Origin of the sequence: Oceanobacillus timonensis (genome assembly GCF_900166635.1) — a bacterium.
GTDB lineage: Bacteria > Bacillota > Bacilli > Bacillales > Amphibacillaceae > Oceanobacillus > Oceanobacillus timonensis.
This window is the reverse complement of record NZ_LT800497.1, coordinates 1143117-1166605: the sequence shown is the minus strand read 5'-3', so window position 1 is coordinate 1166605 and position 23489 is coordinate 1143117. Positions and strand designations below refer to the sequence as shown.

At 37.1% G+C, this 23489-nt stretch carries 19 protein-coding genes; 5 read left to right on the top strand and 14 right to left on the bottom strand.

The annotated features are described in order from the left end of the window. Nucleotides 1-116: 116 nt before the first annotated feature. From B7E05_RS05635 to B7E05_RS05625, 3 genes are read right to left on the bottom strand one after another with little or no spacing between them, the layout of a single operon-like run. On the bottom strand, nt 117-959 hold the full coding sequence (locus B7E05_RS05635; RefSeq protein WP_080873197.1) for a sugar ABC transporter permease: 843 nt from the start codon (nt 957-959) through the stop codon (nt 117-119). Next, entirely contained in the window at nt 959-2233 is a 1275-nt protein-coding gene (locus B7E05_RS05630) for a sugar ABC transporter permease (protein WP_245832982.1), read from the bottom strand. Before B7E05_RS05630 ends, B7E05_RS05635 begins: the two co-directional genes overlap by 1 nt. Nucleotides 2234-2251: 18 nt before the next feature. Further along, entirely contained in the window at nt 2252-3514 is a 1263-nt protein-coding gene (locus B7E05_RS05625) for a sugar ABC transporter substrate-binding protein (RefSeq protein ID WP_080873195.1), read from the bottom strand. A gap of 467 nt (nt 3515-3981) precedes the next feature. Between B7E05_RS05625 and B7E05_RS05620 the strand changes: the two genes are divergently transcribed. Further along, nucleotides 3982-5736 carry a glycoside hydrolase family 13 protein gene (locus tag B7E05_RS05620; protein WP_080873193.1) on the top strand — a complete coding sequence of 585 codons (1755 nt, stop codon included), beginning with the start codon at nt 3982-3984 and terminating at the stop codon, nt 5734-5736. 249 nt (nt 5737-5985) lie between these two features. Here the strand turns inward: B7E05_RS05620 and B7E05_RS05615 are convergent, their stop codons facing one another. From B7E05_RS05615 to B7E05_RS05595, 5 genes are all read right to left on the bottom strand, one after another. Further along, nucleotides 5986-7104 (bottom strand): glycoside hydrolase family 172 protein, encoded by a 1119-nt coding sequence (locus B7E05_RS05615; protein ID WP_080873191.1) that lies wholly within the window; start codon nt 7102-7104, stop codon nt 5986-5988. 22 nt (nt 7105-7126) lie between these two features. Continuing rightward, a complete protein-coding gene (locus tag B7E05_RS05610; RefSeq protein ID WP_080873188.1) occupies nt 7127-7951 on the bottom strand; it encodes a carbohydrate ABC transporter permease in 825 nt (274 codons plus the stop codon). A 3-nt stretch (nt 7952-7954) separates the two neighbouring features. Then, a complete protein-coding gene (locus tag B7E05_RS05605) occupies nt 7955-8884 on the bottom strand; it encodes a carbohydrate ABC transporter permease (protein ID WP_080873186.1) in 930 nt (309 codons plus the stop codon). A 21-nt stretch (nt 8885-8905) separates the two neighbouring features. Further along, nucleotides 8906-10204, bottom strand: a complete 1299-nt coding sequence (locus B7E05_RS05600; protein WP_179134473.1) for an ABC transporter substrate-binding protein — start codon at nt 10202-10204, stop codon at nt 8906-8908. Between the two features lie 73 nt (nt 10205-10277). Beyond that, the gene (locus tag B7E05_RS05595; protein ID WP_080873183.1) at nt 10278-11285 is read right to left on the bottom strand and encodes a LacI family DNA-binding transcriptional regulator; all 1008 of its coding nucleotides are present in this window, start codon (nt 11283-11285) and stop codon (nt 10278-10280) included. A 252-nt stretch (nt 11286-11537) separates the two neighbouring features. Here B7E05_RS05595 and B7E05_RS22060 point away from each other — a divergent pair, with 252 nt between their 5' ends. After that, complete coding sequence (locus B7E05_RS22060) at nt 11538-11684, top strand: hypothetical protein (RefSeq protein WP_179134472.1); 147 nt, start codon at nt 11538-11540, stop codon at nt 11682-11684. A gap of 106 nt (nt 11685-11790) precedes the next feature. Here the strand turns inward: B7E05_RS22060 and B7E05_RS05590 are convergent, their stop codons facing one another. Both B7E05_RS05590 and B7E05_RS05585 read right to left on the bottom strand, forming a co-directional pair. Further along, on the bottom strand, nt 11791-12030 hold the full coding sequence (locus tag B7E05_RS05590) for a DUF362 domain-containing protein (protein WP_080873181.1): 240 nt from the start codon (nt 12028-12030) through the stop codon (nt 11791-11793). Nucleotides 12031-12219: 189 nt separating this feature from the next. Next, nucleotides 12220-14385 (bottom strand): DNA topoisomerase III, encoded by a 2166-nt coding sequence (locus tag B7E05_RS05585; protein ID WP_080873179.1) that lies wholly within the window; start codon nt 14383-14385, stop codon nt 12220-12222. 174 nt (nt 14386-14559) lie between these two features. Here B7E05_RS05585 and ytaF point away from each other — a divergent pair, with 174 nt between their 5' ends. After that, complete coding sequence (gene ytaF / locus B7E05_RS05580) at nt 14560-15192, top strand: sporulation membrane protein YtaF (protein WP_080873177.1); 633 nt, start codon at nt 14560-14562, stop codon at nt 15190-15192. Nucleotides 15193-15461: 269 nt separating this feature from the next. On the opposite strand, the gene B7E05_RS05575 is transcribed toward ytaF, so the two are convergent. From B7E05_RS05575 to B7E05_RS05565, 3 genes are all read right to left on the bottom strand, one after another. After that, nucleotides 15462-16823: a transposase gene (locus B7E05_RS05575; protein ID WP_080873175.1), complete on the bottom strand. Its 1362-nt coding sequence runs from the start codon at nt 16821-16823 to the stop codon at nt 15462-15464. 206 nt (nt 16824-17029) lie between these two features. Beyond that, the gene (locus B7E05_RS05570) at nt 17030-18565 is read right to left on the bottom strand and encodes an SAP domain-containing protein (RefSeq protein WP_080873173.1); all 1536 of its coding nucleotides are present in this window, start codon (nt 18563-18565) and stop codon (nt 17030-17032) included. 273 nt (nt 18566-18838) lie between these two features. Further along, nucleotides 18839-19735, bottom strand: a complete 897-nt coding sequence (locus B7E05_RS05565) for an AEC family transporter (RefSeq protein ID WP_080873171.1) — start codon at nt 19733-19735, stop codon at nt 18839-18841. Nucleotides 19736-20286: 551 nt separating this feature from the next. Between B7E05_RS05565 and B7E05_RS05560 the strand changes: the two genes are divergently transcribed. Then, nucleotides 20287-21147, top strand: a complete 861-nt coding sequence (locus B7E05_RS05560) for a CvfB family protein (protein WP_080873170.1) — start codon at nt 20287-20289, stop codon at nt 21145-21147. A gap of 48 nt (nt 21148-21195) precedes the next feature. Here the strand turns inward: B7E05_RS05560 and B7E05_RS05555 are convergent, their stop codons facing one another. Then, nucleotides 21196-21480, bottom strand: coding sequence for a hypothetical protein (locus tag B7E05_RS05555; protein WP_080873169.1), 285 nt, complete (start codon nt 21478-21480; stop codon nt 21196-21198). 288 nt (nt 21481-21768) lie between these two features. Between B7E05_RS05555 and B7E05_RS05550 the strand changes: the two genes are divergently transcribed. Further along, nucleotides 21769-23466 (top strand): M3 family oligoendopeptidase, encoded by a 1698-nt coding sequence (locus B7E05_RS05550; RefSeq protein ID WP_080873168.1) that lies wholly within the window; start codon nt 21769-21771, stop codon nt 23464-23466. Nucleotides 23467-23489 lie beyond the last annotated feature (23 nt).

The following is a 23489-nucleotide window of genomic DNA, read 5'->3' as shown; positions in this document are numbered from 1 at the left end:
TACCACTTTACGTATTCATTGTACCACCATAATTTGTCAGAAAATTCTTTCATACCTTCTCAAATATACAACAATTTTTACATTATTCACAAACTCGAGTAACCTTTCATATCTCTCTACCCTTTCGTTGCCCCAGATGATAAACCTGAAATAAGGTAGCGCTGCAAATATAAGAAAACTGCAGCAATCGGTAATGCAATTAAGACTGCACCAGCAGCAAACCGAGTGAAATTATTAGCAAATTGATCACTAACAAAATTAAATAAACCAAGCGCCAATGTATAATTTTCTGGACTTCTCAAGAGAATTCTTGGCAAGATAAAATCCATGAAAGGGGTCATAAAGTTAAACAACGCAACAACAGCCAAAATTGGCTTAGCTAACGGCAAAACAATCTGAAATAAAATACGGAAATGACCTGCGCCGTCTAATTTTGCCGATTCATCAAGTTCTTTTGGAATTGTATCTAAATACCCTTTTACTAGAAAAGCATTCATCGGAATTGATGTCCCCACGTAAACTAAAATTAGACCGAATAAGGAGTCAAGCAAACCTACCGTATTCAGCAGTATATAAATAGCAACCATGGCCATTAACACAGGAAATAGTTGAAGAACTAAGAATAAATATAATCCATTCTTCTTCCCCACAAATCGGTACCTTGAGAAAGCATATGCTGTCAATCCAACTGTCGCTGTTGCCGCTATTGATGTGGAAAATGCAATAATTAAGGTATTGATATACCATTGGACATAGTTACTTTGCGGGTCAAAGAACAACCATTTATAGTGTGCCAAAGACCAGCTTTCTGGAATAATACTTGCCCCATAAAGGTTGGTTCCTGAATTGAATGAAAAAGCTAATGTCCATAGTAATGGATATACAATAACAATGAACATAAGTGCAAGAAACAAATACATGAAAAATACTTCAATTTTCGATTTTGTTTTTGGATTCATTAAGAATCATCCCCCTCTTTAAAGGATCTGCTTTGACGGAACTGGAATATAGCAAATGCAGCGACTATTAACCCAATAATAATAGAGACAGCAGCAGCCATGCTATATTGAGAATTCTCAAATGCCAATCCATATATCCATGAAATTAAAATATCTGTTCCCCCTGCATTTTGTCCCCGTACCGGCGGACCTCCTTCATTAAATAGATAAATAATGTTAAAGTTATTAAAGTTCCCTGCGTATTGCATAATTAACAGTGGTGCTGTCGCAAAGAGAACATGTGGAAGTGTAATAAAACGAAACTTTTGGATACGATTAGCACCATCCATATCGGCAGCCTCATACCAGTCTGAAGAAACACTTTGCAAAATCCCAGTAAAAAGAGCAAATACAAAAGGAAAACCTAACCACGTTTGTATCATAATCAATGCAATTCTTGTCCAAAATGGATCTGATAACCAAGGAATTCCTGAACTAAATAAAGGCTCCAGGATATCTCGATTGATAGTACCGAACCCATCATTAAACATTGCCGCAAAAATCAAGATAGTCACAAATGATGGAACAGCCCATGGAAGAATTAAGATCGTTCGAATGAACCGCTTGTATTTAATTCGTTTGTCATTAACAATTACTGCGAGAAGCATCGCTAATGCAATTTGAAGCGTCGTTGCGACTAATGTCCAAATCACCGTCCAAGAAAGAACCGAGAAAAATGTACTTCTCCATATAGGGACAGTAATAAGATCGGTAAAGTTTTGAAAGCCAACCCAATCCAATACGTTTCTTGGAGGAGCATTAAACAAATTATAATTAGTAAAAGCTAGACCTATCATGAACAATAGTGGAAAAATAACAGTAAAAATTAAAAGTAACAATCCTGGCGTTAACAATAGATACGGAAATCCTTTATTCCACGATTGTCTAAAGCCCTCCCGCATAGAAAGTGAAGTAAAACCATCTAGACGCATTTTTGCTATCTTTCTAGCATCCTTTATTTGCAAAACATAGAATAGAATAGCAAATACCGTCACAATCATGGCTAATATACCTTGAGCTAATAAAACTCGAGAATCGTCTACTTCAGGAAGTGTTCCAAGTGTAACAAGTCCCCAATAGCCGATGTTTAAAATATCATAAAACACTGTAATAAATGCTAACGTAATGAAAAAAAATAATACGCCTTTTAAATATTGCTTATTATAGATTTGGCCGAGCCCAGGAACAATAGCAAGTAATGTTGCTGTTCTGGGATTATGGGTTGCTTTTTTCACTACTATCACTTCCTTCCTCTAGTCAGCATCTGCTGCTCCCATAATTTCAATTTCATCTTGAATCATTTCTTTTGTCTCTGTTAATACTTCTTGGACATCCTCTCCGTTTGAAATAAATATCATAGCATCTCTCATTGGATCCCAGACAGCTGAAGCAGCTGGAATATTGGGCATAAACTCAGATTGTTCCAATTGAACCATGAACGCCTCATATAAGTCACTATCCATCTCTATATCTTCCCGAGCGGGGATTTCTTGCGTATGCTCAAAATAAATTTCTGAACTCTCTTCGCTAGTCATAAACAGAGCCAATTCCTTCGCCCAGTCTATATTTTCACTATATTGATTGACCATCCATCCTTTTACACTGGAAAAAGAGGTTAACGGTTCTCCATCTAAATCTGGAAGTGGAGCTGTTGCTAAACTATCTCCTAATGCGCTTTCATATTCCTCGATATTCCATGGACCTGAGAAAACAGCTCCTACTTTACCATCAACAAAAAGACCATTTAGAATGTCGGCATTAAGATTGCGTGGAAGATAGCCATTTTCGTACCAACTTTGTAATAATTCTCCTGCTTGAACAGACCCAGCATTATCAATTCCAATATCTTCTACATCATAACTAGTTTCATTTTCTTGCTCAAAAATATACCCACCATAAGCTTCAAAAAAAGGATATGAAAAATACATCTCAGGTGCTTCCATTAAAAAACCATATTCATCATTTTCAGGTACGGTAAGATGTTCTCCCAAAGCTTCTAATTCTTCAATTGTTTCAGGCACTTCAGGTACAAGATCGGTATTATACATGAGAGTGTAAGTTTCAACGGAAGATGGAATGCCAATTTGCGCATCTTCGTAATTAAGAGCTTCCATAGAACCTTCCAAATACCCCTTTTTCTCTTCTTCCGTTAAATCCAATTCAGCAGCAAGCCCTTGAAGGTAGACATTTCCTGTCTCATCATGTGGTTGAAAGAATAAATCAGGTCCTCCGCCTGACGGTCCATCCAATGACATGGCTTCTAATTGATCGAACATCCCAAAGGGGGTTATGACTACATCAATTCCAGTTTCTTCAGTAAAGTTCTGAGTAATCTCTTCATATGCGGCTAGATTATGTTCATTATCTTCAACCCAAACATGTAGTGAATCTGGCTTGTTTTCTTCTGTTGCTTCCTCTACCACTGTTTCAGTTACTTCATCCCTATTCGGACCACAAGAAACCAGTATAGCTAAAATCACTATCAAAGAAATACCCATAAATAACTTTTTCTTCATCATCAACCTCCTAAACTATTTAAGGCAATCGTTTGCATTAATTGTTCTCTCTATCACTATTTACATCGCTAATGAACAAACATATTAAGTTTAGCAAATAAAATCATTTGTTAAACTATTAAATTGGTTCCCTACTTCCTTGCTTTATATATTTTATTTACCTTCAGCTACACAACATACGCAAACGTTTGCACAAAACTTTAAAATTTATTTTAATCTATTCACATTATTTTTGCAAGGGCTTTCATTGTTCACTTTTATATTTTTTTATGATAAAAGCTGGAATATCAACAATTTTTGTTAAAATTAAAAATTATTTTTTTCTCTTGACTTATTAATATTATTTTGCAAATAATAGATTAAGTAATTTTGTTTAATCTAAATTCGAGGGCAATGCTTTGTCATAACAACAACCCCTGTTTTCTATTCGAGAAAACAGGGGTTGTTTATTTTTAAGGAGGATTTCGATGTTAAAAGAAGCCATATACCACAGACCTAAAGGAAATTTTGCTTACGCTTACAAAGAGGAAACACTTCATATTCGTTTGAAAACCAAGAAAAAAGATGCCCAAAAAGTTAGCTTGATTTACGGTGACCCTTATGATTGGAAAAGGAAACAATGGGCTTATAGGAAAAAGCCAATGTCTATTACTGCTTCAGATGACTTATTTGATTATTGGTTTATTGAACTCGACGTACCTACAAGACGCTTGAGATATGGTTTTGAAATAAGTGATGTGAAAGAAACACTTATTTATACAGAAAAAGGATTTTCTTCAAATATTGTAACAGATGATATATCCTATTATTTCTGCTTTCCATTTATTAATCCGATTGATATTTTTGAAACACCTGATTGGGTGAAAGACACCGTATGGTATCAAATCTTCCCTGATCGATTTGCAAATGGAAACAAGAAAAACGACCCAGAAGATGTTTTGCCTTGGGCTAGTGAAGCACCTGCTTTAGATAATTTTTTTGGAGGTGATTTTGAAGGCATTCTAAAAAACTTAGATTATTTAACAGATTTAGGAATCAATGGTATTTATCTGACTCCTATCTTTAAAGCATATTCTAATCATAAATACGATACTATCGATTATATGGAGATTGATCCTCAATTTGGAGATAAAGAGACGTTTAAAAAACTTGTCGATGCCTGTCACCAAAGAGGAATCCGAGTAATGCTGGATGCTGTATTTAATCATAGTGGTTTATATTTCAAACCTTTTCAAGATGTTTTGGAAAACCAGGAAAGTTCCAAATATAAAGATTGGTTTCATCTGCATGAATTTCCGGTAAAGGATATCTATCCACCTAATTATGATACGTTCGGGTATGTTGAATCCATGCCAAAACTAAACACAGAGAACCCGGAAGTCCGTTCTTATTTCTTAGACGTTGCCACTTATTGGATTGAAAAATTTGATATTGATGGCTGGCGTTTGGATGTGGCAAATGAGGTAGACCATTCATTCTGGAGAGCGTTTCGTAAGAGAGTTAAATCGATTAAACCCGATTTATATATTCTCGGAGAAATATGGCATGATGCGCTCCCATGGCTGGAAGGTGACCAGTTTGATGCAGTCATGAACTACCCATTTACTTTGGCTGGACTGGACTATATTGCAAAAGAGAAGATAGATACTACCCAATTCGCCAATCGATTATCTACATCCTACTCATCTTATACGGAAAATAGCAATGAAGTAGCTTTTAATTTGCTCGATAGTCATGATACACCAAGAGTGCTTACAGAGTGTGATGGCAACATAGAAAAAGTTCGTCTATTATACGTACTATTATTTTCTTTCCCTGGTACACCTTGTGTGTACTATGGTGACGAAATTGGGATGACAGGAGGAGAAGACCCTGAGTGCAGAAAATGTATGGTTTGGGATGAGAAAGATCAAAATACGTCGCTGAAAAAATTTATAAAACAATTTATTCAGCTGCGGCTTTCTGAAGAAGCATTTACACACGGAAAGCTGTTCATTATCCAACCAGATAGAGCAGATAATTATTTTCATTTTGTGAGAAGTACCAAAGATTCTTCTATTCATTTTTTTATTAACCCAACAAATCAACCAGTTAACATATCATTGGATACCACTTCTTCTAATGATGTGTTGGATTTATGGAATCAAAAAAAGCTACAAACGAAAGAAAACAGTCTGCATACTGAATTGCCAGCTAATGATTTTCTTATTTTGAAGCAATAAAAGTAATCTTTATCCAGTGAAGAAATATAACTATTTTTTCACTGGATTTCATTTAGACCAATCAACGAAGTACGGCAAAGCAAACTATATTCCATTCACTAGCGTTGTATAAATAAATATAAAATCATGCAATACGATTGATTTAGAATTAATAGAATTTATTACTTAACCCAGTCAAGATTAAAAAAGGAACTTTCTCTATTTAAATAAACGAGGAAATTCCTTTTTTAATCCTGCTATTCTTATACCTTATCTCGGTCTTCTTTCCTTTGTTCCTGGCAATTTTGGAAATGGCTGATGCGGCATTGTTTGATACCAATATGCAACCGATGAAATATCATCTGCGCGCTCAAATAGTTTGATATCGTCATTACCTATTTGCTGAAGGGTCACTGTCAGCTTTTCATCAAATCGAATCGGATCCGGCAAATGCCAACGATATAGTCCATGCATTGGTAACGCATCTTTTCCGAATCCATGCGTCGGAATACTATCCTTTTTTGGGAAGTTATCTCTCGTATGATCCTCTGTAGATTGAAAAGCATAACCTAAAAAAGGTGTATTGTAGGTAGATGAACGAATTATCCCGTCTTCATGTTTTTTATGAAAAGCCCACGCTCCACCAAAATAATCTTCTGTACCTGTACCGCAGATGGTCGGGTATTGTTCATCGTCATCGATATAAAATTTAAATTCTCCTTCTCCCCACCAATAGCGTTCCAGCGCAGTTAATGCAAGGTAGGTTCCAACATAATGCCCTTTTCCTCTAATGTCACTGACTACCGTGTAGTCTTTCGCTTCCTGCGTATATTTTTCTCTACGCCATTGGGCATGAAAATATGCTGTATCATCGTCTATGTCATCTTCCACGGTATAGTTAATCGTGTAGAAGAAAGCATCAATATCTCCTTCATGTTCATTTGTTACTACAATACGTGCCTTTTTCCGAAACGGCATTGGGAAATAACAATTCATCGCTCCAGATGGATTAACTACAATAGGCATGGAATTAACATCACAGCGTGTTCCAAAACCATTACAGAAGAAATCTCCCAATGGAGCTTCAACAGAAGGCGTCTCTTCATCATCCCAGTACATCCGCAATACAATATCCCTTAGTACAAAACTGCCATGTACGGTGGCATCTGTTACTGTCATCCAAATATGACGAATGGTTCCCGGCCCATCTATTTCTGCCAATGTTACCGTTTCTCCACGCTTCAAATGGATCATCGGTCTCCCTTTTCTGCTTGGCCCTAAATCACTTCCTTCTTTTCCGCCTGCTCCAGTTGCTCCAGTAGGATTTTCTGGGTTAATAGATCTGCTTTTATTATTCTTTAACTTTTCAATTCCTTCTAATGTTAACATCTTAAAACTCCCTTTCTATTATTTATCCTTTTATTGCTCCTCCGGTTAAGCCGGAAATAATTCCTTTTCTAAATATAATTGTTAATATAACAATTGGAAGCATAGCAATGATTGAGCCAGCAAATATAGTACCGTATGGAATGGAATATGGCCCGCTAAACAATGCAATACCAACCGAAACCGTCCGCATCGACGGATCGGAATTTATAATTAATGCCAGGAAAAATTCAATCCATGTTGCAATATAAGTGAAAATGGCTGCTGTAAATAATCCTGGCTTAATTAAAGGTAAATATATTTTATAAAAAATGGTGAATACGTTAGCCCCATCGACTCTCGCACTTTCCAGTAACGAAGTCGGTATCTGCACAAAGTAATTTCGTAACAACCAAACAGCAAATGGCAAATTAAAAGCGATATATGGAATAACCAGTCCCGTATATGTGTTCAACAAACCAAGATTATTCAACATAATATAAACAGCTGGTGCTACAGTAACAGGAGGGAACATAGATAAAATCAATAACCCTACCATCATTGGATATTTATTCGGTAATGGCAATTTTGCTATAGCAAAGGCCGCCATGCTGGAAAATATTAATACAACAATTGTTGCAGATACAGATACAATCATACTGTTGAATAAGTTGTCTAAAAATCCAAAGTCAACTAATGCTTCCCGATAATGGTCCAATGTCCAAGTTTCCGGAAGAAGGCTGGGAGGATAATTTCCCAGTTCAGATGCCGGTTTAAAAGACGTAATAACAATCCAATAAAAAGGGGCAATAATAATGGCCAAAAAACTGATTAAAACAATATAACGGCCAGCAGTAGATAATCGTCGCATAAGTTAGGACTCTCCTTTCACAACAGAGCGAATCAGCGGATAAAATGTAATCGACAACATAATAATGAAAAATACGACACTTACAGCAATGGCTGATCCTAAACCGAAATTCAGATTCTGGAACAGTGATTTTTGTGCCAGCATTGCAACAGGCTGCGTAGCATTTCCCGGTCCGCCGCCAGTTAATACAAACGGTAAATCGAATACCCCGAAGGCCTGTAATAAACGAAAAATAATCGAAACGGCAATGCTCCCTTTGATAGCTGGCAGCGTAATCTTCCAAAATTGATGCCAAACGTTTGCTCCATCAATGGAAGCTGCTTCATATTGATCCTTAGGAACCATCTGTAATCCAGCCAGTAATATAATAACTACAAATGGTGTCGTCTTCCATATTTCTGCAATCATCATGCTGATAACAGCCGTATCCGGAGTCGCCAGCCAGGCAAACGGTCCATCAATCAAGTGAAGCGTTTCCAAAATATAGTTTGATACGCCATAAACAGCATTATAGATGTATGACCACATCTGCCCGGACACAACGGTGATTAACGCCCATGGAATTAACATCACAACCAAAGATACATTTAATAAACGCTTCACTTTGTTAATCGCCAGTGCAATTAACAGCCCGAGCACAATCTCAACTGCAACCGTTACAAAAGCGAAATAGAATGTAAACCAAATACTATCCCAGTAAATAGAATTGGTAAAAATATCAACGTAATGCTGTAACCCTATAAAATCAAATACATAACCGCTACTTGAGATATCTACATTGCTTAGACTCATGCGAATCGTATAGAAAATAGGATAGAACATAATCACTGCAAGTACCAGAAATGCTGGAAGCACCATTAAATATCCTGGCAGATTCTTTTTCCATGATCCATGCAAAGAATGTTGGTTTGCATTTTTATTTCTATTTGACATACCTAAACCTCTTTTCTTTTGTTATAAGCCAGATTCATTTGCTGATTTTATTTGTTCTTCCATCGCTTCTAATATTTCTGTAATACTCCGTTCTCTGACAAACATATCATTCACATTCATATATATACCTTCAGAAATAGCATTATAGTTTGGTGATTTCGGTCTTGGTGTCGGAACTGCTTCTTGATAAATTTCCAATATTGGATATTCCTGAATCATTTCAGGGTCTTCCGTAATATTTGTATTGGTTGGAATCATGTCATGTTCTTCCAGCATTAATCTTTGCGCTTCTTCTCCCGTTAAATAATCCATAAAAGCTAAAGATGCTTCCAGATTCTCTGTATTGGGATTGATAAACATATTCCACCCGGATTGCGTTGTATTACTTTCTCCGCCTTCAAAAGCTGGAAGTGGGACAATTCCAACATTTTCACTGATTGCGGAAGTATCCGGATCCTGTAATTGACCATAATAACTCATCCAATTACGTAAAAAAGCTGCTGATCCAGAACTGAACGTATTCGTTGCTTCATCCTCATGGAAAGTAGCTACTGCATTTGGCGTTGCACCGCTCGTAAATAATTCTTTCATAAAGGATAATGCTTTTTCTGTTTCCGGTGAGTTAATCACGACATTCTCATCTTCATCCAAGACATCTCCGCCTGCTGCCCGCAAATATTCTAAGAAATTTGTCGTCAGCCCTTCATAAGATGCTCCCTGCCAAACAAATCCGTAGTCCACGTATCCTTCTTCCTGTAATTGTATCGATATGTCTTGCAATTCTTCCCAAGTACTTGGGACAGGTAATCCTGCTTCTTTTAAAATATCTTCTCGATAATAAAGAACACCGATATTATCGTAGAATGGAGCGCCATAGACTCCTCCTTCATAAGTAACAGAATCAATCAATGTTTCTGGAAAGCGGTCCCAAAATTCATCTGGCATTACATTAGACAAATCCATCGCTATGTTAGCGTTACCAAATTGCGCCGGCCAGTTTGAATCTCCACTATAAATATCTGGTGTTTCGTTTTGTCCTCCAATCGTTGTCGTATAATACGTTTGTGATTGATTGGTGGTAGACGGGGCTTCTTCCAATTCGACATGAACATTCGGATATTTTTCTTCAAATCCTTCTATTAATTCTTGCCGTAACCCTAAGCCAGAGAGACCTCCACTTGACCATACAATTGTCCCTTCCGGATCAGAATAGTCAACAGGCTCCTGAACATCCTCGCTTTGGGAAGTGTCCTCATTATTGCTGCAGCCTACTATTAATAAAAGTAGAAAAAAACTAGAAAACCAAAAGATTTTTTTCATTCTCTTCATCCTCCAAACAAAGTTAAACGTTTAACTTTTTATTTAAAATAACTCAATCGATTATAAGTATTTTTTAAATTTTACTTTTGGTACACCCGCATGTTTCTCCGATAATTAACTTATTTTTCAATTCTTCTGTTCTTTTCTTGTCTCCATTTTTTATATCTAATAATTTTTGTATAGCCAGCTCCCCTATTCTTTGAACAGGCTGTTCTACAACTGTGATTTGTGGATATAAAAATTCCATCCAAGGTTCCACGTCAAAACCTATAATAGCTATGTCCTCGGGAATTTTTTTATTTCTACGTTTTAGTTCTCTATATGCCCCAAGGAGTAAACGATTATTCGTAATGTAGACTGCTTCGATATCAGGGTTCAAATCCAATAACTGTTTCATTGCTCTCTGCCCCGTTTCAGTACTGCCATCACCAAAAGCTATGAAAGAGTCTTTCAATGGTAAACTGGCACGCTGCATCGCTTCCATATATCCTTGCTTCCGTTCTTCCATCGAAGAAACCTCCGAATTTGCATAAATCATACCTATTTCTTTATAGAAATGTCGGTTGATTAGATGATTGACTGCATCCATTGAAACTTGTTTATTATTTGTAGTTAATGTATATTCCTCCAAACCAGGTACTTTACGATCCAAAAATATCATGGAAGTGTTATTTATATAGCGTTTTAGTTTTTCCTTTGTCCACCCTTTTGTCGGTGCCATAATAATGCCTTCTACTCTTTTTTGCATCAGAGAATCTAGAAATGATTGTTGTGCTTTTATATCTTCCCCTGTACTTCCTACAATAAATTTCCATCCTAAAGCTTCTGCCTGACATTGTATTCCATTAAGTATATCTGTAAAAAACTGATTATAACCTATGGTTAAAACACCAATTAGCTTGCTGGACCCGGATTTAAGCTGACGGGCAGATGCATGTGGTATATAGCCTAAGGCTTCAACAGATCGTAATACCTTCTCTTTCGTTTCTTTCTTAACAGATTTTGTTCCATGCAATACATGCGATACGGTAGCTGTTGATAAGCCACAATGCTTGCTTACATCTCTTAAAGTGACGTTCAATAGACATCCTCTCCATACATAAAAGTTAAACGTTTAATGTTTAACTACATATTAAAGATAACGCTTTCAATTGTCAATAAAAATCAAAAATTTTTATTTCACCTTATAAAAATGGCCATCCTTCTAATGTACATGACGTGCACATTTACTAGATTGATTCACTTATTTTACGTTATAATCAAAATAGCATTTCTCATATGATACATACTTTAGGTATTATTTTAATACTACTTTATGTAAAGGAGCATCCCCATGAAAGTAAAAATGAACGTACAAACCGCCTACCACGGTGATTTACTACGTGCAGGCAAAGAATATGAAATCGACGAAGAAACAGCAAAACGCTGGGTTGCCAGTAAGCTGGCTGAGGAAGTACAAGAAGAATCAAAAGATAACTAGACAATCGAATGATCGATATTGGATACATTTATTTTCATCCTAAAAAACAGCCCGTCTGCATCAAAAACAGACGGGCTTATCTATGACAGATACCAATCAGAAGTATCTACTTATTCGCAAAAAATTCTTCTGCTTCTTCTAAATACTTCTCTTGATCCGGAGTCAAATCATACTCCTCTTCAATTGCAGATACCGGGCAAACTGCTTTGCACGCGCCGCAATCGATACAAATATCAGGATCAATATAAAATTGCTTGATACCTTCTTCTATACAATCAACAGGACAAACACTGACGCATTCTCCTGATTTCTCACCTTGGCACGGGTCAAGAATAACAAAAGCCATGAAATGAAAACCCCCCTTACATAATTAACATGGTTCACCTTAAATGATAAGTCTTTTCAAGCATGAAGTAAACCGTTTCATCTTTATTTCTTGTGTATATTTTGTGATTTTTTCCGCTTATCAACAGCCTATCCAGATGAAAAGTCCCTGTTTGTTCGCAGGGACTTCTCAGATAAGCCATCTTTGCTTTTATTTATCTTTCAATTTTGCAAGTTGATCGGCAAGTGCATTATTTTTAAAATCATCCTGGTTCTTCATATACTTATTCACATCTTTTTTAGATACCTTTTGTTTCTTTTCTTTGTCTTTTCTTGCCTGGAAGGTAGAAAGTTTTTCCCGATGCCCGCAGGAACACGTAAACATTTGTCCTTCTCCCTCGCCACGGAGCTCCATACGCTTGTGACAGTTAGGGCAGCGTGCATTGGTATATTTTGCAATGTTCTTTTTCCCACCGCAGCTGCGGTCTTGACAGACCAGTTTTCTGCCATGTTTATTTTTTACTTCCAACATCAGCTTGCCGCATTTCGGACATTTCGTTCCAGTCATATTGTCATGTTTGAATTTTTCTTCACTAGCTTTAATTTCTTGTACAGCTTGTTTGGTATAGGTCTTGATTTCCTTTAAAAAGACATCCTTTTTCAGCTTACCTTCTGCAATTTGCGCCAGTTTTTGTTCCCATTCTGCCGTTAATATCGGCGAGCGCAACTTTTCTGGCGCTAATTCCAACAGCTGTCTGCCTGTGGAGGTCAGGTAAATATATTTTCCTTTCAGCTCCATATATTGATTATTGAACAGTTTCTCAATAATATCGGCACGCGTAGCAACAGTTCCAATCCCGCCTGATTGCTTCATTGTTTTCACAAGCTCTTGTTTATTTGTTTCCATATATTTCGTTGGATTTTCCATCGCCTGCAGAAGCGTTCCCTCTGTAAAACGTTCCGGCGGGGTGGTTTTTCCTTCTTTGATAGTAAAATGAAGCGCTAATTCCTCTCCTTTTGTTACTTGAGGAACATTGGAGCGTATTTCTTCCTCGTCGTCTGTCTGATGCTGGTAAATTTCTTTCCAGCCTAAAACAACCACTCTGTTTCCTTTTGCTTCAAAAGTCTCTCCGCCTGCTTCTACCGTAATGTTTGTCTGCTCATATTCATACGGCTTGGACAGCGCACCTAAGAAACGTTGTACAATCAACTGATAGATTTTCCGCTCCTGGTTGGACAACGCGCTATAATCAACAGATTCTTCTGTTGGGATAATGGCATGGTGATCAGAGACTTTACTATTATCCACAATCGCTTTGCTAACCCGTAAATCTTCTTTCAAAATTTTATTGGCTGCTTTGGCATACTCATCCACACCACAAGCTTTTACACGTTCTTTCAAGGTAGATACCATATCTGTTGATAAATGCCTGGAATCCGTTCTCGGATACGTGACAAGCTTGTGCTGTTCATATAATTTCTGCAAGACAGATAACGTCTGCTTTCCGGAAAATTGAAATATCCGGTTAGCGTCGCGCTGTAAATCAGTTAAATCATACAATGTCGGAGCGTGTTTTTTCTTGTGTTTTTTATCCACATGCTGAACAACTGCTTTATCCTTGGAAACTTTGGCTTTTAACTTATCCACTGCTTCTTTGGAAAAGATACGGGATTGGTTATTTTTATCCTTCCAAGTAACAACAAATCCACCTTTTGTTTTTCCTTGCAGCTGATAGTAGCTTTTTGGCTTGAATTGGTTGATTTCCTGTTCCCGCATTGCAATCATTTCCAGTGTCGGGGTTTGTACACGCCCGCTCGATAAAGATGCGTTATGCTTCGTTGTCAGCGCTCTGGTTGCGTTTAACCCGACATACCAGTCTGCTTCTGATCGGGCTACGGCAGATTGATACAGATTCCAATACTTATTTCCCGGCTTCAGGTTTCGGAAGCCGTCTTTAATCGCTTTATCCGTAACAGAGCTGATCCATAGACGCTTAATCGGCTTCTTGACATGCGCTTTGTCAATAATCCATCTGGCAACGAGTTCTCCTTCTCGTCCGGCATCGGTTGCAATCACAATGTCTCCCACATCTTGACGGGTCATTTGCTGCTTCACTGTTTGAAATTGCTTGCCCGTCTTCTTCATGACAACCAATTTCAAATGGTCGGGAAGCATTGGCAAATCTTCCATATTCCAGGTTTTATATTTCGCGTCATACGTTTCTGGGTCTGCCAGGGTAACTAAATGTCCCAACGCCCAGGTCACAATATATTGTTTCCCTTCTTGGAAGCCATTCCCTTTTTTATGACATCCGAGAACTCTTGCTATATCTCTGCCTACAGATGGCTTTTCTGCTAATACCACTGTCTTACTCATATCTATCCCTCATTTGATTCATTTCTATTTTTCGTCTGTTACTACTTTAACATATTTTCTCCCAACACGTTCAGCCAAGGCACACATTACGCCTGAAAACATAGAATATCGTACATAAAAACATGGCATCGATTGAAAATGTTATTTGGACTGATTAGAAAGAGGATGTTACGTATGATATATACAGGGATGCTTTTACTCGTTATTGCAGTAAGTCTGGATGGTTTTAGTGTTGGTATCACCTATGGTATGCGGCAAATCAGAGTACCTTTACTTTCTTTATTTATTATTATGTTTTGTTCTGGGCTGATTGTCTTTCTGTCAATGGAGGTCGGTGATTTCTTGCGCTCATTCATCTCTCCACAGGGCGCCAGTATGCTCGGCGGGGGTATTCTTATCTTTTTAGGCTTCTTCTCCCTGATTTCTATGTTTCGGTCAAGAGAAACAGAGTCAGCAGCAAACGGGGAGCAACCTTCTTCAAACGTTAAATTGAAACATGTAAAAACGGTGCTCAGCCGTCCGAAAGAAGCTGACTTAGATAAATCCGGAATCATTTCCATTAATGAATCGATTCTGCTGGGATTTGCTTTGGCTCTCGATGCATTTGGTGCAGGAATTGGTGCTGCGATGCTTGGATATTCTCCATTAATTACCGCATTATTAACAGCTGGTATGAGTGGATTATTTTTATATAGCGGTATCATGTTCGGGAGTTATTTGTGGAAAATACCTGCTTTACAGCGTTTATCCTTTTTACCATCCGTTTTCCTGATTACACTGGGGTGTTGGAATATATTTAGCGGCTAATTAAACAGTAAATGTTGCACAAAGGCAAATAAATTCACCGTATAATATAGCTGTTTATACGGTGAATTTATTTAATACATGATTTATGAAAAATTTTTAATGCAATTAATCTATGACTTCCTTCAAAAAAAAACTCGTCCTTAATTATATTTTTATACACTAATTCTCAATTGAAAAAATTTACTACTGATTGAATGAATTTCATAATTGCTCTTTTTAAAAATACAAAGACGAACCGAATTTTCGAAAGTGTATTTTTAAAAACAAAATTATGCAGTTTGTTGTTGTTGAATAAGCTCAGCTTGGATGCGATCCGCAGCTAATTTGGAAGCATTATAAATCAAAGCGACCATATCAAAATGGACTTTCGCACGCTTTCCAGTACGATAACGAACATTGTTTAGCTGATAGAACTCTTTCAGATAAGCATTGACACGTTCTACTGCTGTCCGTTGTTTAAAAATCTTTTTCCAAGCTCTTGATCCGCGTGCAGGCGCAGTATAACGTCTTAAATCCGTAGTTATCTTGACTTTATACACTTTTTGACAGATACCTTCGTTCGCAAGTGGGCAGTCGCTGCATTCCTTTGGTCTGGTATATTTCAATGTTTCGTATTTTGGATCAAAGCTATCATATTTATAGGAATGTTCTCGAAAACAGGTTGGGGCAAAATTCTTATCAAACCCAATCATTTCGCCTTCATTGCGCTTATTATAGGCAATGACAGACTGTTGTCCCATGCGATGAATCTGTTCATAAATCGGCTCGAAATCGTAACCAGCATCTAGCGTATTATAATGAACAGTGGTAAGAGGAAGGCGCTGGTCCGTTCCCTTTAATAAGGCGATAGCGGCTTTTCCATCATTTAAGCTGCCAGATGAAAACAAGGATTGTAGAATATACTGGCTTGATGTACCAACTGCGAGATGTCCTTTGTAGCCAAACCAGTATTCATTTTTACCGTCTGCATTCTTTTTCACACCCCATTTGGGGGCTAGTGGTACTTCTGCACGCAAGATGTCTAACGGAACGTCTAACTGTGCTTCGATTTTCTTTTCATACAATGGCAGGTTTGCTTCCTTTTCTGCTTGTTCTTGAAGGTACTGTTCGCGTTCTTCTTTGGATTTACGCCCACGCTTTTTGGGCGCAGCTTCCGGTTTTTCTTCTTTTTGAACGGGTGCCTTATCTCGTGCTTCAAAATGGGTGGCATCAATGGCAATGACTTCATCGGCAATAAACCCTTCTGTGACAGCTGCCAGCGTTACGCTTTCGAAGGATTTTTCTAAAATATCTGATTCACTCAGTTTCGTTACGAGACGAGAATACGCAGCTTCTGATGGAATAGCGTCGGAAACCAGAAATCCGCAGTTCATTTTAAAGATAAAGTCATCATTGAGACGCTTGATTAAGTCTTTGATCGTTGGGATGCGTTCGATGTAGCGAATAAAAAAGGAAATAATCATCCCTGCATAATTTAGCTCAACAGGCGCTCCCAGCCGGGATTTCTTATTAATCGCATGATAAATAAGATCCAGATCAATCGCTGAAATAATCGCTTCATATTTTTGGGTAGGTTCCATGTCATATAATTCTTGGATGCCAAATAGGCTCGGTTGTCGTATAATGGTCATAAGAAGTACTCCTCCAGTCTTTTTATGGTTTTCTTGTCAACTACCATTATACAAGATTTGGGGAGGTACTTCTTTTTTCATGTCCTGAACTCATTGGGGCACAAGGGATAAGAATTATGAAATTCATTCGATTAAATAATACCACTGACTAGAAGAACTTTTGCAATATAGATTGAACTCAAATTTTCTTTTGATTACTTCTATCCTTACACAATTTGGCTACTTTTCAATGCCCATTCCATTCTACTTAATAACATATTTCGAGTTAATTCTCCTGTCATATTAAATACTTGCAGATTAAATCGTGGTTCTTTCTGATCAGAAAAATTCTTCCATTCTTCTGCTACATATGCTAAATCAGCTGCCTTTATCAAAGCCACATCTGTATCCTGTTCTGAAAACGCCTTCAATTTTTGAGCTTGTGCAACAGCGCTCTTTGTATAGTCATGTACTACAATTAAAAAAAGTGTTACTCTCATTTTATCTGAACGAATATATCTTAAAAACTGTTTAAAGTCTTTTTCCGGAAAAGTATAGGGTTCTTCTGTACTCTTATTATCCCATAACATGACTTCTGTTGGATTAAATTGAACTTTTCCGTCAGCATGCCTTGTTCCTTCCATTTCCAATAAATCAAGACCCAATTTTAAATCAAATAAATATCGAGTTGCTTCTTCAAAATAATTATCAACTTGCACATCTTTTTCAATAATTTTATTAATACGAAGTGTTTTATAATCTCTTGCAGATAGCGACTCATAAAAATCATATAATCTTGCCCTTTCATCAGTTGGGTCAGAGGACGTAGGTGTTGAGAGCGTTTCATAATAATCAATGATGTTTTGGATTTTTTCTTTTTTAGTACCACTAATTTTTGTACCTTCCAAATTTCTTAAAATATCTGATAATTCTTTCGAACCAAATCCCTTTAGTGCTGTTGAAGGTAAAATATTATATTCTATAATGCGATTAACCAAAACTTCTTTTACACCACTAACGTTAAATTCCAAATCATTTAAGATCTTTCTTAACTGCGTAACATTAAGGTCTGTTAGTAGAGTTGCATAAACTTCATTTCTAAGTTCCGCACCCATTTCGTAGCGTAAAATTCGAGCTATATCTTTCGGTATAATATAATATGATGTATCTTCTTTAAAACGAAGAATAAGTCCTCTTGTTTGCAAATTTATCAACGAACGACCTATCTGTTGGTGGCTATGTAGGTCGTTACCTTTTCTAGGAAACCTGCCTATACGGCTTTCCAGTAAATAATGTTCTCTTTTAGAAAGATCTAATTCATTTCTTAATACGTTTAAAATATTTATTTCATGGGCATTCAGGGATTCATCTTTTTTCCAAGCTTCTTCCAATACTGAACTGTAAATCCTCTTTGCATCCTTCTGAATGAACCTATTAATATAATTATCATCCGACCCTTGTCTGAGTATCTCTTTTTCCATATCTTCCACTTCTTTATAAAGTTCGGATTCGCTTAAAAGATATCCTTCCTTCTCCATCAATGCCATTAAAATCATTTCGTTTAGTAAGGCCACATCCCGAGATTCATTATTAAAATCTAAATAACGCTTTACACGTTCTTTGTTTTGAAATTCATCAATGTTTTTTAATATAACGTCTCTCATTTCTTCTTCTGTATCCATGTGAACATCCTTAAGAAAACTATCAACTATTCTACCCAAGTAAAGTTTAGACATTTTTGGCAAAATATCTTGTAAATACATTGATCTTTCAACCCCCTCATTTTTATTATTTATAACTACATCCAAAATCTCCCTTATATTATATCAAATTTTCATTCAAATCTCCTTCCATTATACATAATTTTATAAAATTTTAGAACATTTTACAGGAAAATTTACTTAAAGTTAAATTTAAATAAAATAATACCATCCATTTAATAAACCCCAAAGCAGATTTACTTTGGGGTTTACCTCAGAAACATATACAACAGGCTTAAAATGTATAAATATTATAGAGTAAGCTTTCAACCATTTTCACGTAACAATATTCAATAAAACAGTAACTGTAACAATACTAACAACAGTTGAAATAAACGTAATCGTCGATACAAGCACCGGTTCTGTATCAAATTCAATCGCATACATCGTTGTTGTTGCAGCTGTCGGCATCGCAGAGATAATAATCAATACCATTCCAATCAATGGGTCCATCGGAACGAGCCAGACAAAGATAGCTGCCAGGATTGGCGCAGCGACCATTTTTAAGGTAACAGAAGAAAGCACAACCTGCCAATCGATCTTCAATGCTGTTAACGAGCCTAACTGCATACCGAGCATAATCATCATCACTGGAATAGCAGCATCTCCTACCATTTCAACAGTAGAATGGATATAGTCTGGTATCGTAATAGACTGCAGCGAAAAGAAAAAGGCCAATATCGCTGCATAAGTTGTCGGCATTTTTAATATGTTCACAAACGCTCTCCGCATTCCACTAGTGCTTCGTGATGCATAGTAAATACCGAAGAAATTATTCTGCAATGACTGAACCACCATAATAAAAATCGCATAAGGCACAGCAGCACTGCCGATACTGTACAAAACCACCGGCAGGCCATAATTTCCCGAATTCATAAACCCTGTGGAAAGAATCGCGGCACTTTCTTTATTTCCATCCCAGTGAAAGATTTTTGCCAGCATCTTGTTAATAAATACCATCACGTAGAATAAGGAAAACATATAAATGAGAATAACTAAAAATCCGGAATCAAATTCTGCATCATACAACGTCACAAAGACAAGCGCCGGTGAAAGGATATAAAGACTGACTGCAGACACCGACCGAACATCTAATACACGTATACGCTGTAGAATAAATCCTGCTGCAAACACAGCCATAATTGGTAAAATAACTTCAATAAATAATGACATATGTACATCTCCATGCTTTTTTTCAATAAATTCAAGTAATTCAAGTGTACCATATCAGGTCAACCATGCTTTACCAATGAATGGAAAGAATAATTTCAGAATAATAATTTGACAAACCAAAAGAAACCATGCATACTAATAAGGTTAATAAGTAACAGCTGTGATTTGGCATTCTGTGAAGCTTTTTGAAAATGCTTATTCACACTGGCGCGGCTAAGGGGCCGCAAGGATGCAGCAGAAGGTTTGGGGCTGCATTGCTTAAGTTAGAAAAGATTGTTTTAGAATATTTACCGCGGACATATTCGTATGCGTTATACGAATAGATGGCTCAGCATATCTAACTGAGTCAATGAAAATAAACGAATCATTTAAAAGAGAAAAAAGTCATATTTCTCGTTCCATACGATGTTTAAAAAGGACTTTATCCGAAACTTTTTGAACTTCTATGGTATTTCATTTTGAATATCACGTGTTACTTTAATCATAAAGGGGTACTCTCTTAATAGAGTATCCCTTTTCCAAATTTCACATATTTTGAAAGGAGCATCTATATGCCGACAGACTTACCCATTGGATCCATTATTGCAATGACCGTTTTACGGAAAATAGATACTGGATATGTTTTATCTGCTTACGGAGAAGAAGTTTTACTGCATCATAACGAAACAGAATCACCTTTAGAAGCCGAACAATCTGTAGATGTTTTTCTCTATTTAAATAAAAAAGGACAAGTAAACGCTACTACATATTTACCTTCTGTCACGCTTGGGCTATATGATTGGGCAGACGTTGTAGGTGTTGTGCCCCGCCTGGGGGTTTTTGTAAACATCGGCACCTCGAAGGATATTCTTGTCTCTAAAGATTCCCTGCCTTTATTCCAGGAAAGCTGGCCACGTTCCGGAGATCGTTTATATATCACATTGCAACTGGATAAAAAAGGACGTCTATTAGGCGTTCCTGCTTCTGAAAATATTATTGCAAGTAATGTTTTTGCAGCACCGAATGATTTAAACCAGCAAACTGTGATTGGTACGGTTTATTATACCAATAAAGAGGGTGCAGCTATTATTACGAGCGATGGGTATCGCGGATTTATCCACCGTACAGAAAGAAAAGAAGAACCGCGCGTCGGACAAGTGATTGAAGGTAGAGTCATTGCTGTCAAAGAAGACGGATCCATTAATGTGTCCCTGCGGCCATTAAAGCAAGACAGTTTATCAGCTGATGCAGATGCCATTTTAAAGCACCTGGAAGCAAATAACGGTAGCATTCCTTTTCACGATAAAAGCGATCCTGAAGAAATCCGGGCAACATTTCAAATCAGTAAAGCTGCCTTCAAACGTGCTGTAGGTACTTTATTAAAGCAAGGACAAATCAAACAGGAAAATGAACAAATTATTAAAATAGATTAAGAAATGAATGATAAATAAAAGCAATGTCTGGTCAGACATTGCTTTTATTTATGCTGCTACGTTTTTGTAAGAATCCAATACTGCTGAAATTATGAATCCGATTGCACCTGCAAACATACAAGCGATTCCAATTCCTCCGAATCCAGCGCCTGCAATATCAACTTTTGGTGCGATGGATGCTACAAGAATCAATAGAATCCCCACAAGCGCCAAGAATACATTGGGATAATAACCAGCATGGGACTCTTTGGAAGTCATTTTAACAAGAAAAATACTGATAAGTGCTGTAATCGCTGTTAAAATAGCTGCAAATGTAATGACTGTTTCTACCATTTCTTCACCCCACCATGATTTAATTACACTACTTTTAGTCTACATTTGAAAAATCAGAAAGTCAATATACAGGCGCCATTTGTTTAGGAACGGGAAACTTTATTTTTCTTTCTGGAAAACAGCTCCATTTTTTATTAAAATCGGCATACAATCTTAAGAAAGAAAGGTATAATATAATGTAAATTTATTTTCATTCTTTATTTTGAGACAGCAGTTTTACAGACGCTTCTCCGTGAAAAATGATTAGATTGCATATCTTTACTTTTAAAAAAACAAGGAGGAAAATCAATGCAAACGTTCGCAGATTATACATATGAACGACCAGATATTCCGAAAGTAAAAGAGGACTTTTATCAAAAGCTGGAGCAATTTCAACATGCTTCTTCTATTGAACAAGCCATTACCGCGATGGACGCTATTAACAAAATTAGAAACCATCTTTCAACGATGGAGAACCTTGTATTTATTCGTGCTTCCATTGATACACATGATGCTTTTTATCACAATGAAAGAGATTTTTTTGATGAGCACTTGCCGGAAATTCAAGAACTAACTGCTACTTTCTATAAAGAGCTCCTGAAATCTCCTTTTAAAGCACAGCTCCAAAAGAAGTACGGTTCTCAATTGTTCGATTTAGCAGCATGCGAAATAAAGGCTTTTTCTAAAGAAATTATTCCATTGCTGCAGAAAGAAAATAAACGGACATCTGCTTACTCTAAATTAATTGCATCTGCAGATATTGCATTTCGAGGGAACACGTATACATTGGCACAGCTCGGACCTTTTGCAGAAGATCCGGACCGGCAAACGCGAAAAGAAGCACTGGAAGCACGTCAAAGCTTTTTTGCTGAGAATAAAGAAACCTTGGATCGTATCTACGATGATTTAGTAAAAACACGGCAGCAAATAGCGGAGAAACTCGGGTTTAACAATTTTGTGGAAGTTGGTTATTTACGGATGCAGCGCGTGGATTATCATGCCGAAATGGTTCAGCGTTTCCGCAAACAGGTAGAAGAAGTAATTGTACCTATAGCAACCAAGCTTTATGAAAAGCAGGCAAAACGAATCGGTGTAGACACCTTAAAATTTTACGATGAATCCTTTGTTTTTGCTTCCGGGAATGCCACGCCAAAAGGGACACCAGATTGGATTATTGAAAATGGGAAGAAAATGTATAATGAACTATCTACAGAAACCAGCGCGTTCTTCCAGTTTATGCTGGATCATGAGCTCCTTGATTTAGAAGCAAAGAAAGGAAAAGAAAGTGGCGGATATTGCACCTATATCGAGGATTACCAATCCCCATTTATTTTCTCTAATTTCAACGGAACCTCTGGAGATATTGATGTATTAACACACGAAGCAGGGCATGCTTTTCAGTCTTATTCCAGCCGTCATTTTTCGGTGCCGGAGTATTATTTCCCAACAAGTGAATCGGCTGAAATTCACTCCATGAGTATGGAATTCTTTACCTACCCATGGATGGAAAATTTCTTTAAAGAGGATGTTGAAAAATATAAGTATGCGCATCTATCGGATGCGATTCAATTTCTGCCATATGGTGTTGCAGTAGACGAATTCCAGCATCTCGTTTATGAAAATCCGAATTGGACACCGGAAGAGCGCAATCAGGCTTGGCGCAGCTTAGAAAAGAAATACTTGCCGCATCGTGATTATGATGGAATAGAGCACTTAGAATCAGGCGCTTTTTGGCAGAAGCAAGGGCATATCTATGAAGATCCCTTTTATTATATTGATTATACGCTCGCACAAATTTGCGCCTTCCAATTTTTAAAGAAATCCCAGGAAAACCGGGAAAAAGCATGGCAAGACTATATAGATCTATGTAAGCTAGGGGGTTCCAAACCATTTTTAGAGCTTGTGCAATCAGCCGGTTTAGCATCTCCTTTTGAAGAAGGAACGGTGGAAGCAGCTGTTTCCTTTATTGAGGACTGGCTTTATAAAGTTGATGATCAGGCTCTTTAGAAACAGATAAATAGGGAGGAGAA

Coding starts and splice junctions, on each gene's coding strand:
- B7E05_RS05635 (WP_080873197.1), bottom strand. CDS start 959: ATGAATCCAAAAACAAAATCGAAAATTGAAGTATTTTTCATGTATTTG.
- B7E05_RS05625 (WP_080873195.1), bottom strand. CDS start 3,514: ATGAAGAAAAAGTTATTTATGGGTATTTCTTTGATAGTGATTTTAGCT.
- B7E05_RS05620 (WP_080873193.1), top strand. CDS start 3,982: ATGTTAAAAGAAGCCATATACCACAGACCTAAAGGAAATTTTGCTTAC.
- B7E05_RS05615 (WP_080873191.1), bottom strand. CDS start 7,104: ATGTTAACATTAGAAGGAATTGAAAAGTTAAAGAATAATAAAAGCAGA.
- B7E05_RS05610 (WP_080873188.1), bottom strand. CDS start 7,951: ATGCGACGATTATCTACTGCTGGCCGTTATATTGTTTTAATCAGTTTT.
- B7E05_RS05605 (WP_080873186.1), bottom strand. CDS start 8,884: ATGTCAAATAGAAATAAAAATGCAAACCAACATTCTTTGCATGGATCA.
- B7E05_RS05600 (WP_179134473.1), bottom strand. CDS start 10,204: ATGAAAAAAATCTTTTGGTTTTCTAGTTTTTTTCTACTTTTATTAATA.
- B7E05_RS22060 (WP_179134472.1), top strand. CDS start 11,538: ATGAAAGTAAAAATGAACGTACAAACCGCCTACCACGGTGATTTACTA.
- B7E05_RS05590 (WP_080873181.1), bottom strand. CDS start 12,030: ATGGCTTTTGTTATTCTTGACCCGTGCCAAGGTGAGAAATCAGGAGAA.
- B7E05_RS05585 (WP_080873179.1), bottom strand. CDS start 14,385: ATGAGTAAGACAGTGGTATTAGCAGAAAAGCCATCTGTAGGCAGAGAT.
- ytaF (WP_080873177.1), top strand. CDS start 14,560: ATGATATATACAGGGATGCTTTTACTCGTTATTGCAGTAAGTCTGGAT.
- B7E05_RS05575 (WP_080873175.1), bottom strand. CDS start 16,823: ATGACCATTATACGACAACCGAGCCTATTTGGCATCCAAGAATTATAT.
- B7E05_RS05570 (WP_080873173.1), bottom strand. CDS start 18,565: ATGTATTTACAAGATATTTTGCCAAAAATGTCTAAACTTTACTTGGGT.
- B7E05_RS05565 (WP_080873171.1), bottom strand. CDS start 19,735: ATGTCATTATTTATTGAAGTTATTTTACCAATTATGGCTGTGTTTGCA.
- B7E05_RS05560 (WP_080873170.1), top strand. CDS start 20,287: ATGCCGACAGACTTACCCATTGGATCCATTATTGCAATGACCGTTTTA.
- B7E05_RS05555 (WP_080873169.1), bottom strand. CDS start 21,480: ATGGTAGAAACAGTCATTACATTTGCAGCTATTTTAACAGCGATTACA.
- B7E05_RS05550 (WP_080873168.1), top strand. CDS start 21,769: ATGCAAACGTTCGCAGATTATACATATGAACGACCAGATATTCCGAAA.